Source organism: Streptomyces albidus (ex Kaewkla and Franco 2022) (assembly GCF_013870515.1).
Classification (GTDB): Bacteria; Actinomycetota; Actinomycetes; order Streptomycetales; family Streptomycetaceae; genus Streptomyces; species Streptomyces albidus.
Genome location: NZ_JACBXA010000039.1, coordinates 18,826 through 33,718, shown reverse-complemented (window position 1 = coordinate 33,718; position 14,893 = coordinate 18,826). Strand labels below are relative to the sequence as shown.

Genomic DNA, 14,893 nt, shown 5'->3' with positions numbered 1-14,893 from the left:
CACGGCGTTCATCAGCGACGAGAACGCCACGAGGGTCCAGGCGGTGCGGTGCATCAGCCGCAACTCGTCCGTCCAGCCGACCTTCGGGTCGGCGGCTCGGTAGAGCATGACCAGAAGCGTCATCTCCGCCGCGTCGAACACGGCGATGAACGCCACCGCCAGCCACGGCGAGAGGTGCGCGGTGTCGCGGGCGAAGCCCCACAGGCCATGCACGGAGACCGCGACACCACCCAGAGCGACGACGGCCTGCGGGCCGATCCCCGCCAGCCACGGTGTCTTACCGCGACGTCGGGCGAAGAGCGTGATCCCGACTGCCAGCACGAGGAAGGTGACGGCGAGGGCAACGACGAAGGGCAGCCACCCGGGCTGCCCTTCAAGGATGTTGGTGAGTGTGCTGGTCATCGGCGGCGCCTCCTTCGGGGCGTGCGGTGCAGACGCCAGCCCGCCCAGGCCAGACCGCCGGCCACGAGAGCGCAGCCGAGGTTGTCGAAAGCGACGGACGCCAGGGCGACAACGGTGAAGCCCCAGCGGAAGAGCGGACTTGCCAGCTCCCTGTGCAGGCTTCGATGGCGCTTACGTGTGGAGGCGGTCATCAGGCCACCTCCGGCGCGTTCGCAGCGAGCCTTCGCAGTCGCGCCTGGTTGGCCACCTTCACGCGGGCGGCGAGCAGTTCGCGGTGGGCGCGGCGCCGACGGCGCTCGGACCACGAGGTAGCGGGCTGGTCCAGGAGGCTGATCTCGACGTCGAGCAGTTCGACTTCGGCCTGCATGATCGGCAACGCGGCCTCGATGGCGTCCAGTTCAGTGGTGGTGGGCTCCTGCTCGTCCTCGTCGGGGACCAGGGAGAGGAGCGTTCGTGAAGTGGTCATGGCGGGTGGGGTCCTTCCAAGTGGTGGGGTGGATGTCGCGTACGTGATGGCCAGCGGCGTAGGCGGCGCCTGCCACATGTGCGGCGGCGGCCAGCAGCGCGCGGGTGGCCGGGTGGTGCAGACCGCAGGTGCGGATGGACCGCGCTCCCGCACGTTGTGCGGCACGGGCCCGGTCGATGGACGGAGCGTCAGACACAGCGCAGAGCCCGAAGAGTCAGGCGGGCCGCCCCAGATGGTCTGGGGCGGCCCGCGGCGGTTGACGATCTACAGGGACTCACCCGGTACGCACGTCCGGGATCCGCCCGTGCTCGGGCTCGTTGCTCACTTCTCTCCGCCCTGCTGGGCGGCGGCCTGGGCTGCCGCTTCGGCGAGCCGGGCCGCAGCCTCTTGCGAGGCGGCGAGGGCGGCAGCGTTCTGCTGGCGGGCAGCTTCCAACTGCTCTGCCGGCGTCACCGGGAACCACCCCCGGGCCGCACGCGGCGCAGGGCCTCATCCATGTCGGGGCCGGAGTCGGTGGGCTGCGCCGCTAAGACGGCGCGTGTCATGCTGGCGATCACAGGTCCTCCTACATAGGTCCTGTTCAGCGCCGTCCGGAGCTCCAACTCCGGACGGCGCGCTGATGTGTTGGGGCGTCCTGCTTCCCCACGCCGACGCCATCCCGGCAGCACCCGCAGGCGGTGGGGGATGGCAGCGACGTGCAACGCAGGGCTGCGGTGAATCGGGTGGTGGCGCGGCACTACGGGCTCCCCAGCCCGGGCTGCCAGATCTCAGTGTCCGTGTGCGGTCGCTACCGGCCCGGGGAGATCCCTCCTGGGCCTTCATCGCGTCACTAAGGTCGCGCTCACGGGTTCTTTCACGTCGGTCCAGCTCAGCGACTCACGCTCCTCGCGGGGCCAACCCCGCGGATCGTGGCACTACGTCCGATGCAGCCAGCTCTGCTGACTACTGCTGCCGACGGATCTCCACTCACCTCAACCGGCATCGTCACGGCGTCACGGGCGGCGGATCACGCTGTTGAGTTCTTCAAGTAATGAGCACGTCCTTCCGACCCGCGTTGACGGGCCTTCCGGGCGCTTCAGGCAGGACTGACCAACCGTTCCGAGTCCCGAGTGGGACCCGAGGGGGTCAACTCTGCCTCAGAGTGCACTGTGAGGCACAGTACGTCAAGTTCTCTCGCGGAACATGGAGCGAGAGCCGCTGGTTCTATCTCTGCGACTTAGGCACTATGAGGCAGAGACTGTTCCAAGACTTGGAGTGCAGATGGTCGAATGGGCTGGCAAGTTCGCCTACCAGCAGGTTGCCGATGACCTGCGGCGAAGGATCGCGGACGGCGAGTTCGCCACGGCAGGGAAGCTCCCCTCGCTTGCGCAGATCCAGAAGCAGTACGGCGTCACGGTGACAGTGGCTCGCGCTGCCATCCGTCAACTCACCACGGATGGACTCGCGGTGAGTCATCAGGGCAAGGGCGCCTTCCTGACGCACGACGCGACCCAAGCCGCGAGACTCTCGGACCCGTCCGGGGCAGTGACCGAGCTCCGGCAGGAGATCGAGAGCCTGCGAGCCGAGGTCGTGGAGCTCCACGAGCGAGTTTCGACCCTCGAAGGGAACTGAGCCTGCGGGAGCGCAGAGCGGGAACTGATTGGTTGCCATGACCCGGGTTGCACCTCCTCATTCGGTGTGCAAACAGTTCACCGCCACGGCGCCGAAACCTGTATCACGTCCCACTACTTGAGAATTCCTCTGCGTTTTTACACATCCGCTTATACAAGCTCTATCACTACGTTTCATGCATCTACTCGACCCGCTACACTCGCGGCTCCGAGTGGCTATCTAGGAGGGGCAGATGGCTCGACAGCGCCCGGATTGGAACCCGGACCTTCTTCGTCAGCAACGTTCAGAGGTGGGCCTCACTTTGGAAGAAACCGGCGAAAAACTTCGAGAAATTGCGGAGCGTCACGGCTTCAACATCGCCGCAAACTTTCAAACTATCTGGGGCCACGAAAAGGGGTCGGTTTACCCCGGCCCGCATTACCGTCGGGCGTACTGCCGCCTGTATCGTCGCAACGAAGCTCAACTCGGATTCCGCAACGCCCTTCCCGGAGAGGACGTCCCCGTCAAGTCCGTACCGGCGCCGACTTCCGTGGAACGGAAGCTCCCCGACCAACCGGACACAGTGCGTCAAGCGCTCAGCAGCATCCGCGAAGGCACTGACGATGTGGACAGCGAAGCTCTTCGTAGCCGCGTGGTCGACGCATGGCGCCGCCACACCACTGGAGGAAGCGTCGACGGCCCTGCTGTCATCCTGGTCGGAGGTTACGCAGGATCTGGGAAATCGGAATTCGCAAAGTTCCTCGGCGGGCTCACAGGCTGGCCGATCCTGGACAAGGACTCATTGACGCGTCCACTGGTCGACCAACTTTTGGTCGCACTAGGCGGTGAGGCTCACGACCGGAGTTCGGCTCTTTACCGGGAAAAGGTCCGGCCACTCGAATATCGATGCCTCATGGAAGCGGCCTGGGACAACGTGGACTGTGGGACTTCTACGATCCTAGACGCCCCGTTCGTCTCGGAATTCTCACAAGCTGAATGGATGCAGCGCTTTCAAAATCGCTGTCGCTCGAAACGCGTATCTGTCGCAACTATATGGGTCGAGTGCGATCCGGAGTCAATGCGCGAGTACATCGAGTTCCGCGGGGCAGCACGCGACGCATGGAAGATGGAGTCTTGGGACGAATACCTGCAGGGGCTCGATCTGAAGATGCGCCCTCAGGGTCCGCACTTTGTTGTCGATAATAGGCTGGGCGCCGCCATCGCCCTGGTCGACGAGGCTCGTGACGTTCTGAGTGGAGGCGGACTATGAGTCCTTCCGGCGTCGTCCTTTACGGGCCTCCAGGAGCCGGAAAAGACACCATCACGGCTGAGCTTTCCGACCTGCGGAAGGAGTTCACTCTCTTCCATCGACTCAAAGCGGGCCCCGGACGTACATCCGGCTACCGGATCACGACAGCCCAGCACATTGAGGCTCTCGCGCAAGCCGGAGAGATTCTGTACCGCAACAGCCGGTACGACGCGGAGTACGCCATCGACATCGGCGAGGTTTCCACGCTTATCGCCTCCGGCAGCATCCCAGTGCTCCACATCGGCCAAGTCGCGGGAGCTCGCGCCGTCGCAGCCCACCCCATCCGATGGGTGCGGGTGCTCCTATGGTGCTCAGAAGACGTGACGCGTCAGCGCTGCCAGGGCCGTGGAGACAAGGATTTGGATACCCGACTTAAGGTCTGGCACGAGACTCGGCAGGATCTCGTGGATCATGCCACCGAGCCCTGGTCACTCGTCATCCGGACCGACCAACTCAGCGCGATTGAGGCAGCACAGGCCATCGATAAAGCGCGGTTGACCAGCGCGCCCGCCGAAGTTCGCGATATCCGGAGGCTCGTCGGATGACTGTCGTCGGAGTCCTGCACCCGGGCAGCATGGGTGCCGCGGTCGCAGCACAGGCTCGGCGCAACGGAGCGGACGTTCTGTGGTGCCCGCCCGGGCGCAGTTCCGTCACGAGCGAGCGGGCCAACAGGTACGGACTGACGTCCGTGCGCGACCTGCGGGAGCTAGTCCATGCGGCCGACGTCATCCTCAGCATCTGCCCGCCGGCGTACGCGGAGAACGTGGCGGCGGAGGTCGCGGCTCACGCGTTTACGGGGATCTACGTCGACGCCAACGCCATTTCTCCGCACACGATGGCACGCGTCGATGCCGTCGCGGCCCGGGGCGGGGCAACGGTCGTGGACGGCTCCATCATCGGCTCGCCTCCGTCCGATTCGAAGTTCCCCCGCCTCTATCTGTCCGGCCTGGAGAAACCCCTGACCTCTGTGGCGTCGCTCTTCACTGGGTCGGCGGTTCACCCGCACGCCCTCACCGGCGGAATCGGCCGCGCCTCCGCGCTCAAGCTGTCGTATAGCAGCTACCAGAAGACGAGCCGCGTACTTGCCGCAGTCTCATACGCCCTTGCCCGTGACTACGGAGTAGACGAGGAGCTACTCGACATCGCGCAAAGCCGCACTACCAGCCACCTCGCCGAGACTGAGTACATTCCCAAAGTGGCTGCGCGGTCATGGCGATGGGGGCCTGAGATGGAAGAGGTCGCGGCCACCCTGCGGGAAGCCGGGCTTCCCGCGGAACTTGCGGAAGCATCGGCCGCAGTCATGAACAGGTGGGATGACCTCAGGGATTCGTCTCTTCGCATCCCCGAGGTACTCGAGCATCTGCATGACGCTCGCGAGAGTCAGCCCGACTAGACCATCGTCTGCCTAATCGCGAGGACGGCTTCCGCGACTCCCGACGCCACGATGTCGGGTTCGCGGCGGCCGAGGGGCCAAGTGCGGCCTACAGCCACCCACGCCGTACGAAACCCCACGGCGCGCGCCCCTTCTATATCCGTCTCGGGGTTATCTCCAACCATCCAACCCCCAGCGCTCAGCCGGAGGCCGCACAGCGCAGCGGCAGCTTCGAAGTGCTCACCGGCCGGTTTCCTGGCTCCGATCTCCTCCGAGACGCAGATGCCGTCGAAGTACGACGCGAGCCCGGATGCAGCGAGCTTTGCCCGTTGGATGTCTCCCGCGCCGTTCGTTGCGACGCCGAGCGTCCACCCCTCACCACGCAACGCGTCGAGGCTCTCCTGCACACCCGGCAGGCACCGCGCAGAGCCAGCAATGCCATCCAGGTACTCCCGCCAGAGGTCACTCGGGTCGTCCCTAAGCCCAAGTTCTTCCCGCAGACGGACGAAATCCGCTGGGTAGGCCCGCTCGCGGAGCCGCTCGCAGATGGCGGCCTGAGCGCTTTCGGGTAGCTGCCGCGATCGCGCGAAGCCCTCAGCCCAGCCGACTAGGCTCCCGCGCCGGTCAATCAAGGTCTGATCGAGGTCGAAGAGTGCCAGCACGAGGCGACGGTACTCGACGAGCGGTCGACCATCAGTAGACTCGAACACATGTCCGAGTTGCCGTTGCCTCATGACCTGGAACGCCTCCAGATCATCCGCGTCTGGATCGGCGAGCAGCAGGCGCGCAGCGAAACCATCGGGAAGCTGCTGGAGATCCTGGCGGAAACAATCGACAGTGCCATCGGAGCCGCCGCGCCGGCTGGCCCGCCCGACACGTACCGCATCCAGAAGATGCGTGTCCCCGAGTCTCCCGCCCTCCTCCATCGCGGCGACTGCTGGATCGCCGGCGGCGGCAACATCAACCGCGACGAAGCCCTCATGGCGCTCGCAGACGACGTGACATCTGGTCAGCTTGAGATGTGCAAGGCCTGTCGGCCTGAAGAATCCCTCGAGGCATGAGACCGCATGGCCGAGCTGCCCGAGGATCTGCCGCGTCTCTGGACCCTTCGCAAGTACCTTCTTCTGCAACTGGCCGCCGTGGACCGGGCCATCAAGCAGGCCGAGAACGGCATCACCGAACAACTCCCGACCCTGCCCCGCTTCGCCGTCGCATGGCGTTTCACCCCGGCTGGCACACCCCGCCTTGGCATCCTCCACACCGCCGACTGCTGGATGGCCAAAGGCGCACGCCTGACCATCCGCGAGGTACGAGAACTCCGTAAGCACCCTGGCCGGCGCATCGAACCCTGCGACACCTGCGACCCCGGCAAAGAGCAACGCCCCACGCCCTGACAGGGCGGGGCGTTGCTCGAGTATCACTGGACCGCTACGCCGCTTAAGCGTTGCTCCAGGCTTCAAGGGAACGCTTGCGGTCCTCGTCTGTCTGGTGGGTCCGGCGGCCGCGCTGAGCCAATTCGTCATCCTCGTCATGCAGGTGACGCCGGACAATAGGCACTGCCGTAGTCGAGGCGACACAGGAATTGTCCCGACCACCCCTGCGTACATGGGCGGCACATGTAGTCGGCGTAGTTCGCGTTGCACTTCTTCCGACCACCCCTGCGTGCATGGGAGGCACAGCATCGTCTTCCGCTGCTTCTTCCACTGGTCCCGACCACCCCTGCGTACGTGGGAGGCACTCAAGGCGGGCGCTGCCTGCGATGTTGGTGAACCGACCACCCCTGCGCGCGTGGGAGGCACATCCCCTTGAAGTAGTACGTGCAGTAGTAGCGGAACCGACCACCCCTGCGTGCGTGGGAGGCACCGCGCGGGCGGTGCGGGCAAGTTGGGGCAGGCCCGACCACCCCTGCGCGCGTGGGAGGCACCTGCCGCTCCTGGCCGCCGAAGCGTGGGCCAACCGACCACCCCTGCGTGCGTGGGAGGCACACCCCCTCCGTCCAGCTGGGCTGATACGCGCTCCGACCACCCCTGCGTGCGTGGGAGGCACCCGAGCACACTGGACAACGCCATGAGGGGGGCCCGACCACCCCTGCGTGCGTGGGAGGCACATCGCCGGTCATGGTCGGCGAGGGCCTGGGCGCCGACCACCCCTGCGTTCGTGGGAGGCACGTGACGAAGTTCTGCGACCCGATGTTCGAGAACCGACCACCCCTGCGTGCGTGGGAGGCACACTTCGCGACCTGCAGCGTTGTGGGTGCTTTGCCGTTCCGTGACCTAGTGGTCCCCCGCTATGGAGTTGATGTCTCCCGCTGTGCAGTGGGTGGCGGAGAGAGTTGCCTCTCTCCGGTTGACCAACACGAGGTTGGCCTTCCCGCTTCAACCTGCCCTGCCTGGCTTCCTCACGGTCACCGGGGCTTACGCAGCAGTCCACGGGCGTTACAGCCCCTCATCTAGGGGTCTGGCCCCTCACAGGACAGTTATTGCGCATGCTTTTTGATCATTTGGGCCGCGTTGGCGTCCCTGTCCATGATCATACCGCATTGGGTGCACTTGAAGACACGGTCCGCCAGAGTCAACTCCTTGTTTTTCCAATGGCAGTTGGAACATGTCTTGGAGCTGGGGAAGTACGTGCCCACGTACCGGGTGGAGGAGCCGTACCAGGCTGCCTTGTATTCAATCTGCCGGCGGATCTCACCGAACCCGACGTCGAGGATCGCTCTGTTCAGCCCGGCCTTCTGCCGCACGTTCTTGCCCGGGTTCTCCGCCGAGCCCTTTGCGGAGCGGGTCATGTTCTTGACCATCAGCTTCTCAAGGGCGACCTCGGCGTACTGCTCGACAAGACGCCGGGTGAGGAGGTGTTGCGTGGATGCCCGGCGGGCTGCGAGCTGTGCGTGGAGCTTGGCGACCCGGGCCTTGGCTTCGTGGTACCCCTTCGACTGCTTCTGAGCGCCCTTGACGAACCTGCGGGAGGCCACGCGCTGGGCTCGTGCGAGCTTTTTCTCGGTGTTCCGCACGTGCCGCGGGTTGGCCAACTCCAGTACCCCAGGGGCCCCGTGGGCGAGAACGACGGGATCGGAGAAGGCAGCTGCGGACTTGACGCCAAGGTCGACGCCAACGCGCCCGGCGTTGGCTTGGCGACGGGTCGGCCGGTTGGGGAGAACGGCTATCTCTTCGACCACGACAGCGGCGAACCAGCGGTGCCCGTCACGCGCGATCGTGGCGCGCAGTATTCGGGCCTGTCCCGCGTCGAGGAGACGCACCAACCTTCGTGCCGGCTCGTGCAGACGCACCGTGAACGCCGCCTGGCCGCCACCACCCCCGATCCACAACCTCCGGTACCCGGCGAACCGCACGGCGGTGTTGGTCAGGCGGAACGACTCGCGGCTGCCTTTGCGCTTGAAGCGCGGGTAGCCGACGGGCGCCCCAGCACGCTTCCCCGTCATCGAGTCGAGCCAGTTCTTCCAGGCGGCATCCGCATCGAAGAAGGCCTCTTGAAAGCTGTTCGCGTTCACTCCCTCCCACCACGGATAGGGAGTCCGTCGCTCCTCTCCCTGCCGTAGTGGCCCGATCGGGCCCTTGCCCTTCGTAGCAATGAAGTGCCTGTGGACTTGAGGCTTCCTCGGGATGCGGACCTTCGGCGCCTTCTTCTTCGCTTCGGCCATGTCCATGTCGGCCGCGACCAAGGGGTCACGACCGCGCTTCCACCGCTCGTGGGAGGCCGTCTTCATCCCGAGCGCGAAGTTGAAGGCGGCCCGAGAAGCGTTCGCGTACCGCCTGAGGATCTCCACCTGCGACGGCGTCGCATCCAGTGCAAACCGGTAGGCACGCACGACCTGAGTTTTCGTCACACACGACATGCTTCCGCATGCCACTGACAGTCAGCCCGCGCGCCTCGCGCTATCAACCACCGTCGCGTGACGCTCTTGAAGGCTGGCACGGACAAGGTTTGTGCCAGCCACACCCCATCCGCTTGCTTTGGGAGAAAACTGGGAGAAGATCTTCTCCCACAGTGCTGCGCAGCCTCACTGAGACCAACGGAAGCCAAAGCTCTGAGCTGCACAGATGTGGTCTATCAGTGGCCACGGCCGTTGCGGTACCTCATTCGGGACGAAGAGGTCGTGGGTTCAAATCCTGCCACCCCGACAGAAGAAACAGCAGGTCCGCAGCCTACTCACGTTGAGTAGGCTGCGGACCTGTTTCGTTTGCGTGACTATCCGCGTGACTACCGTTCCGGCGCAGACTTGAAGATTACGTCCATTGCGACTGCCCCGGTTTGGATCACTGGGCGGATCTGCTTTCGGTAGACCTCCTCAGTGACAGCCGTTCCGGAGTGTCCTACCAATCGCGAGATTTCTTCGAGCGGCACCCCACTGTCCGAGAGCAGCGAGACGAAGCTGTGCCACAGCTCTCGCGGAGTCCACTCGTCAGCGTTCACCCCGTCTGCCTTGGCAATCGCCTGCCGGAAGGCTCGCCGGACGTTGGTGCTGTCGAGTTCCTTGCCGGTCGCCGAGGAGAACACGAGACCGTGTTCCTCCCAGTCATCGCCAGCCGCCAATCGATCCCATCCCTGATCCTCCCAGTGCTGCCAGAGCACTTCGACGCACCGGAAAGGAAGGGCGATGGTCCGTCGCGACTTCTTCGTCTTGGTGTCCCCGCCGGCACGAACCGAACGCCACACGGCCATGTATGGCGGAATCGCAGGCACGGCCTTGTGGTCTCCCTTGAGCCAGACGTGCTCCCACGTGAGGGCACGAAGTTCTTCCGGACGAGCGCCAGTGAGTAGCGCGACAACGACGCACGCGTGCATGGCGGTTCCCTCTGCTGCCCTGAGCACGGCCTCGGCCTGAGCGAGCGTCAGAGCCTTGGATGGGCGTCCCGGGCGTCCTTGCGGAAGGGAGCACAGCTCGACCACGTTGAACTTCACCTTGTCGCGCGCCATGGCCCGTTTAACGGAGCGGTTCAAGCACGAGCGGATGGCGCCGAGGGTCCGGGTGCTCAGCGTCTTGGACTTCTCCGTCAGCCACTTGTCCACGTCATCCGCTGACAGGTCTCGCAGCTTGCGAGCGCCGAGTGCCGGGATCGATCGCAGATGCCGGTACGAGTAGCGTGCGGCCTTTCAGCCCCAGAACCGAGCCCTGGAAATCGGCTGGGCCTGGCTAGCACCTGCATATTGGAAGGAAGGCATCGGAAGGGAAGCTTCTCTTCTCCTCATTCATCATGCCTTCGAACGGCTCGGAGCTGTACGGATCGCCTTCAAGACAGATGCCCGCAACGACCGGTCGCAAGGAGCAATCGCCAGTCTCGGCGCTGTCCGGGAGGGCGTGTTCAGGCACCACCGCATTCCCCGCGATGGGTTGCTCCGTGATTCTGTCTTCTACAGCCTCATCCAAGAAGATTGGCAGGCCGTGCGCTCCGATGTGATGGCACGCATCGGGCTCCAGCCGCAGCCCGTTACAGGTTTCCCTACTCCATCAAGACCCGCGCACGGCGCGGGAAGCGCGGCCCGGCTCGGGCCGCGCACCTGTCTTCGCCCGGCGCGACCCGGCCGGCCGCGCCGCCGTTCAGGGAGAGAAGAGAGGGACTTGGCCGGGGCCGGTCGGCTCCACGGCTTTAGGCAGCCACCTTGGGGCGAGCCTCCAAGATCAGGGGCTCACTTCGGCTATTGCGGGCAGGCCAGGAGACTGCCCGAGTCGCGGAAAGCTTACGAGCCCCTGATCTCTCGCCCCAAAGCCGCTCCACCTATCCAGAGATCACCACTAGATGTAGTGCCGAGATCGAAAAAAACCACAACATATAGTGGCTGCGACCTTCCGTGTCCGGTAGCTTGTTCTCTTGTGTATCCATCATAGGTTGCATTGGGGGCAACGTGACGGCTCGTCAACTCGTGCGCGCATACATAGATGAAACCGGCGATCGCGGCACCGGAGCCTCTGCCTCGCCATACTTCGCCTTCGCGGCTGCTCTCTTCGCCGAGGAGCACGAAGGTCCAATGCGCGCTGTGATGTCGCGGTTGAGACGCGATCTCAGGTGCCCACCTGGGAAGGCCTTGCACTGGAAGGACCACATCAAGACGTACTCCCGACGCCAGCATGTGGCCCAAACTCTCGCCCTACTCTCCGGGGTGCAGATCATTTACGTGGTGGTGGAGAAGGCTGCGATCCCAGCTCAGGCAGGCATGCGCCAGAACCAAGCGGTCTTCTACAACTTCGCTGCTGGCATAACGATGGAGCGCATGCTCCTCAGCGCACGGGAGTGGCCAGGTGGACCGCGCGATGTGGTTGTGCGTTTTGGACATGTTCGGGGATTCGATCACCGCACGACACGCTCGTACTTCAACATCAAGCGTCAAACGGGCTCTGGGTGGATCCCATGGCAACGGCTGCACGGCGACGTGAAGTTCGAGGATCAGGCGAAGTGGGATGGGCTGCAAGCAGCCGACCAGTACGCAGGCATGTTGAGTGCGGCGATCCGGCCCGATCAGTTCGGTGGCTTCGAAGCCGCTCATCTACTGACGATCCGGCACCAACTTCGCCGCATCAACGGAACGAGCTGGACGTACGGCTTCAAGTATCTCGGCAACGACGCAACCATGACTGGCATGCCCTGGTGGCCGGCTGGCGGCCTCTAGAAGACACAAAGGGCCCCCAAGGGGCCCGGGGGGCTTCAACCGACATTGCCGGAAGGGTCTGGCAGCAGACCAAGCATTATCCCCGCGGCCGCTTGGGCGGCCCTTTGAACAACACCAATACTAGTGGAAGATTGGCACGGCGCCTACGACCAGTCCCATGATTCTTACCGCTGCGTAACTGAACAAGCCATTGACGCACAGGGGCTGCGGGGGCACCGACGGTGACGTCCTGCCATGACGGACCCTGCTGCAGAGAGCACAGGTAGAGGCGGTGTGGGACGTCCAACACTGCCTCTACTCGAACTCGCCAGTGAGTCCTGAGTGCGGCGCCCCTGAGCGCGCCCCCAGGTCAGCTCGTAGGTGCCTCACATGCCACTCGCGTTCCAAGTGGCCTAGGCCGCGTGTATGGTTGCGGTAACTCTGTGGGTCGAAATGATGTGAGGTTGATGCGGTCCACTTCCGCTATCATGGATGATGGTTGCCACTTCAATCAAATGATCTGGGCTCTTTCGCAGAGGAGCCCGGCCTGGCGCCAACCAGACCGGGCTCGTGCGTGGAGTCGTCGAGTGAACCCGGCCGACCTTCTAGCGGCCGGGCTCGCTTGCTCTCGCCCAACCTTCGGTCCGACTTCTGCCTCGACATGTGAAACATGTGCTAGCTCAGAAGCTGCTCCACACAGCCTGCGATCGCCGTCACAGCTCCGAGTACTGCGATCCAAACCTGGGCCCTCGTGGGGCGAACTTGGCCTTGATCCTTACTCGGTTGATCAGGCTCACGCTTCTCCATGCGCCACTTCCCATCTAGTGGAACCGTCCGGCGAACCGGACCCTCGGCCCCTCTGGCCGAGGAGCAAGTGAGACGCGAAGTGACCAGTCGTCAGCATACCGCTGACGCGAGCTGCCTCGGTAACGGCCAACATGACTGATGTGAGCTTTTCTTGAGGACCTCCTGGCCTCGGTGGCTCTTGGTCGGCCTAGACGCCACAGCAATCGTCGACCTGTCCACGTGTCAACTGATCGACCTGAGATGATGCGGCCCGTGCCTAGGGGCGTTGGGAGCTTGAGTGTCTAACTGCGGCACAACGGCTGCGTACTGAGCCGGACACCCACGGACTCTGGGGAACAGTCCGGCCAACTCGCACGTCGGCAGACCCGCCGGATTGCTTCGGGACGAAGAGGTCGTGGGTTCAAATCCCGCCACCCCGACAGAAGAGACAGCAGGTCAGGGCCGGTCTCCCTTCACGGGAGACCGGCCCTGACTCGTGATGCGGCGTCTCTGGGGAGTGAGCGGGGAGTGGATCAAGGAACTTCAGCCCTCCAGCCATGGTCACGCACGGATAGTCCTCGTGCCAGCGGCATCACCAACTACGGCGACGACGAGGTCCACGAGTACTGAGTCGACCAGCGCCGACGTGAGGGGCGACAGGTCGAGTTCTGCGAGACCTGCATGCCGCAACTGACCTGAACGGAGCGCCGCACGAAAGTTGTGGGCGGCTGTCGGCCAAAGCCGACCAAACCTGCTGCACAGGGAAAGAGGTTGGATCAAACTGCCAGGGTGTCCGAACACCTCATAGCCGTGGCGAAGAGTGTCGCCGTCGTGGCCGGCCTCGTACTGCTTGGGGTGGTCTGGGAGAGGTTCCTCAAAGAGCGCTGGGACACGTGGATCTCCTCCCGCTCAGTGCGGCTGGTTGACAACGCCGTGAGGCACCTACGGCCAGGAGTCCTTGCGACGTCACGGGTGGCGCAGCCGTCGACGCGCGGATGGGCTGGAGTGAAGAAGGCCGTCCGTGTCTGGTACGAGGCCACGCCCCGGGCGGTCGTATGGCACGTGTTCAAGCTGTGCTCTCTCGTGTACCTGCTGCTCAACGTGGGCTCGCTCGTGACCGCGCTCGTTGACTACGTCACGTACCTGGTGAGCCCCCCGGGCAGCAAGCCTCCAGCGCAACGCTTCTGCGCACGGGAAGAGCCGGCCCCGTCCGACATGTTTCCCAATCAGTCGGACCCCGCCAAGAACTGCGAGGCAGTCACGGACCTGCTCGTGTGGCTGTGGCGAGGCGTCGGATGGGTGCGGGAAACGGTGGGCCCGGTGGTGACGGCTCCGTGGGCTGACCCCATGGATACGGCCAACGTCCTGATCGGGGTTGTCTTACTGGTGATGTCTGCCTTGGTCTTCCGTGCGGTCGTGCCGATCTTGTATCGGGGCACCGGTTCTGACGACGAAGGTGAACGACTCTCTATTCATTGGGAGACGGCCCAGTGGCAGCCAGTGGTGGTGCTTCTCGCCGTCTGCGGGAGCGTAGGGCTGGCTCACAGGCGACTGGAGTCCAGGTCGGAGCTGAATGCGCCACGGGTCAGCTTGAAGGCGGCCGAGCGGGCGGTGTGGACCGCATGGCGGGTCCGGCACCGCCGCGTACGACGGGACCGGCGAGGCCAGTTGAAGGAGCACGCAGCACAAGTCGTTGGCGCCCTGCGCGCACTGGAGGCCAGGCAAGACCGGGAAGCCGATACAGGCAAGGTCTTCGAGGACACGACGGGAACGTTGCTGAAGATTGCTCAGCGGTACGCCGAGGGACGCACCCTTGCCCTGTTGGACCCCGAAGAACTTGACGGCGTGAAGCCAGTAGTGAGCCGGGAATGGGTGCGGTTGGCCGCCTTGGGTTTGATCGTGGTCGGTACTGTGACCGCGGCAATGGCGGCAGGGATGCCAGAAGGTGCGGCGACGCCGCTAATCGGGGCCGTGTCGTTGATCGCCTGGGGCGCGCTGTACGGGGGACGGATGGTGGGCACCGACCTGGTCGATGTCATGCGAGGCCAAAGCCGCAACTAGGGCGTTCACTTGGGCCAGTGGAGCGGACCAGGGAAGATTCCGACGATGTGGAGTCCGGCCAGCAGATGGTGGCGTACCGGGAGACTCATGGTCGCTGGGAGGCGGTTCGGCGGCTGTTGTTGGTGTGCACCGGCAAGCCGGGCACGGTATGACTACGCCGTCGGCTCGCTTGGATGGTGCCTCGTAGCTGGCCTGAGTAAAGCCTCTCCAACGGGTTAGGCGCAGAGCTGGCCTTTCGTGTTGCCCAGGTCTCTGGACGGTTCCTCACGGCCGTTCTTGGGACGTCGCCGGCTGGGTTTCC

14 protein-coding genes, 2 pseudogenes and 1 CRISPR repeat array are annotated in these 14,893 nt (G+C 64.5%); of the genes and pseudogenes, 9 read left to right on the top strand and 7 right to left on the bottom strand.

Annotation, left to right across the window (positions count from 1 at the left end; genetic code table 11):
- The 4 genes and pseudogenes from H5J26_RS09640 to H5J26_RS31950 form a co-directional block, all read right to left on the bottom strand.
- Positions 1-402: pseudogene (locus H5J26_RS09640) on the bottom strand (hypothetical protein); the annotation flags it as partial.
- The gene (locus H5J26_RS09635) at positions 399-593 is read right to left on the bottom strand and encodes a hypothetical protein (RefSeq protein WP_181765331.1); all 195 of its coding nucleotides are present in this window, start codon (positions 591-593) and stop codon (positions 399-401) included. The gene H5J26_RS09635 and the pseudogene H5J26_RS09640, both read right to left, overlap by 4 nt.
- Positions 593-868, bottom strand: a complete 276-nt coding sequence (locus H5J26_RS09630; RefSeq protein WP_181765330.1) for a DUF6284 family protein — start codon at positions 866-868, stop codon at positions 593-595. Before H5J26_RS09630 ends, H5J26_RS09635 begins: the two co-directional genes overlap by 1 nt.
- Positions 869-1,189: 321 nt before the next feature.
- A complete protein-coding gene (locus H5J26_RS31950) occupies positions 1,190-1,321 on the bottom strand; it encodes a hypothetical protein (protein ID WP_268932945.1) in 132 nt (43 codons plus the stop codon).
- Between the two features lie 807 nt (positions 1,322-2,128).
- Between H5J26_RS31950 and H5J26_RS09625 the strand changes: the two genes are divergently transcribed.
- From H5J26_RS09625 to H5J26_RS09610, 4 genes are all read left to right on the top strand, one after another.
- Positions 2,129-2,479 carry a winged helix-turn-helix domain-containing protein gene (locus H5J26_RS09625; RefSeq protein WP_181765329.1) on the top strand — a complete coding sequence of 117 codons (351 nt, stop codon included), beginning with the start codon at positions 2,129-2,131 and terminating at the stop codon, positions 2,477-2,479.
- 232 nt (positions 2,480-2,711) lie between these two features.
- A complete protein-coding gene (locus H5J26_RS09620) occupies positions 2,712-3,728 on the top strand; it encodes an AAA family ATPase (RefSeq protein WP_181765328.1) in 1,017 nt (338 codons plus the stop codon).
- On the top strand, positions 3,725-4,312 hold the full coding sequence (locus tag H5J26_RS09615; RefSeq protein ID WP_181765327.1) for a guanylate kinase: 588 nt from the start codon (positions 3,725-3,727) through the stop codon (positions 4,310-4,312). The genes H5J26_RS09620 and H5J26_RS09615 overlap by 4 nt, the downstream gene beginning before the upstream one ends.
- Entirely contained in the window at positions 4,309-5,160 is an 852-nt protein-coding gene (locus H5J26_RS09610; protein ID WP_181765326.1) for an NAD(P)-dependent oxidoreductase, read from the top strand. Before H5J26_RS09615 ends, H5J26_RS09610 begins: the two co-directional genes overlap by 4 nt.
- Here H5J26_RS09610 and H5J26_RS09605 read toward each other — a convergent pair.
- Positions 5,157-5,801 (bottom strand): HAD family hydrolase, encoded by a 645-nt coding sequence (locus H5J26_RS09605; RefSeq protein WP_181765325.1) that lies wholly within the window; start codon positions 5,799-5,801, stop codon positions 5,157-5,159. The two genes, H5J26_RS09610 and H5J26_RS09605, sit on opposite strands and share 4 nt — an antisense overlap.
- 48 nt (positions 5,802-5,849) lie before the next feature.
- Here H5J26_RS09605 and H5J26_RS09600 point away from each other — a divergent pair, with 48 nt between their 5' ends.
- Positions 5,850-6,200, top strand: coding sequence for a DUF6233 domain-containing protein (locus H5J26_RS09600; protein ID WP_181765324.1), 351 nt, complete (start codon positions 5,850-5,852; stop codon positions 6,198-6,200).
- Between the two features lie 6 nt (positions 6,201-6,206).
- Positions 6,207-6,533, top strand: a complete 327-nt coding sequence (locus tag H5J26_RS09595) for a DUF6233 domain-containing protein (RefSeq protein WP_181765323.1) — start codon at positions 6,207-6,209, stop codon at positions 6,531-6,533.
- A 193-nt stretch (positions 6,534-6,726) separates the two neighbouring features.
- Positions 6,727-7,368: direct repeats of the CRISPR family, unit length 29 nt; unit sequence CCGACCACCCCTGCGTGCGTGGGAGGCAC.
- A 247-nt stretch (positions 7,369-7,615) separates the two neighbouring features.
- On the opposite strand, the gene H5J26_RS09590 is transcribed toward H5J26_RS09595, so the two are convergent.
- Positions 7,616-8,986, bottom strand: a complete 1,371-nt coding sequence (locus tag H5J26_RS09590) for an RNA-guided endonuclease InsQ/TnpB family protein (RefSeq protein ID WP_181765322.1) — start codon at positions 8,984-8,986, stop codon at positions 7,616-7,618.
- Positions 8,987-9,360: 374 nt separating this feature from the next.
- Positions 9,361-10,218: pseudogene (locus tag H5J26_RS09585) on the bottom strand (site-specific integrase); the annotation flags it as partial.
- A 55-nt stretch (positions 10,219-10,273) separates the two neighbouring features.
- Between H5J26_RS09585 and H5J26_RS32410 the strand changes: the two are divergent.
- The 3 genes from H5J26_RS32410 (at position 10,274) to H5J26_RS09570 (ending at position 14,592) form a co-directional block, all read left to right on the top strand.
- On the top strand, positions 10,274-10,987 hold the full coding sequence (locus H5J26_RS32410) for a GNAT family N-acetyltransferase (RefSeq protein ID WP_181765336.1): 714 nt from the start codon (positions 10,274-10,276) through the stop codon (positions 10,985-10,987).
- Positions 10,951-11,766: a DUF3800 domain-containing protein gene (locus H5J26_RS09575; protein WP_309237850.1), complete on the top strand. Its 816-nt coding sequence runs from the start codon at positions 10,951-10,953 to the stop codon at positions 11,764-11,766. Before H5J26_RS32410 ends, H5J26_RS09575 begins: the two co-directional genes overlap by 37 nt.
- A gap of 1,554 nt (positions 11,767-13,320) precedes the next feature.
- The gene (locus H5J26_RS09570; RefSeq protein WP_181765320.1) at positions 13,321-14,592 is read left to right on the top strand and encodes a hypothetical protein; all 1,272 of its coding nucleotides are present in this window, start codon (positions 13,321-13,323) and stop codon (positions 14,590-14,592) included.
- The last annotated feature ends 301 nt before the right edge of the window (positions 14,593-14,893 follow it).